Origin of the sequence: Salmonella sp. SG203 (assembly GCF_013350575.1) — a bacterium.
Taxonomy (GTDB): Bacteria; Pseudomonadota; Gammaproteobacteria; order Enterobacterales; family Enterobacteriaceae; genus Salmonella; species Salmonella enterica.
The window spans coordinates 1-472 of sequence record NZ_SNMT01000112.1; the positions used below are offsets into that span (position 1 = coordinate 1).

The 472-nt window shown below is 66.1% G+C and carries 1 protein-coding gene; it reads left to right on the forward strand.

Translation table 11 applies throughout. From position 1 onward, the window contains the following. Positions 1-290: hypothetical protein (locus tag HV477_RS28075; protein WP_175065765.1), on the forward strand; the 290-nt coding region annotated here is incomplete at its 5' end. Positions 291-472 lie beyond the last annotated feature (182 nt).

The following is a 472-nucleotide window of genomic DNA, read 5'->3' on the forward strand; positions in this document are numbered from 1 at the left end:
TCACGGTGATAAACCTGGTGGCGGCGCTGCCGGCAGCCCTGCTGTGTGCGGTGTACCCGCTGCGGGGCCGGTATCCGCGGGTGGCGCTGCTGACATACGGGGCAGTGTACCTGGGGCAGACGGTGATGCTGTTCAGTACGGGAGGCGTGATGCTGATGCAGGACGGCTGGTCGCTGGCTGACAGTGAGTACCTGCTGCTGAGCTGCCTGTGCGTGGACTTTGCCGTCCTGCTGGGGCTGCTGCTGACGCCGCGGCTGTGGACGGTGTTCGGCTGGCCGGAAGTGCGGTGAGGGAGTGGTATGGAGCAGAACGAATTTTACCGGGAGGTGAGACACCGTGTGGACTGCCTGCAGGTGAGCGTGAACCGGATGGCGCTGAAGCGGTGGTGTGACTCCCCGGAGCATCGCCGTCAGCTGCGGGAGATATGCCGTGGCACGGTGCCGTTCATGCTGCCGCCGGAAGCGGGGCGGGA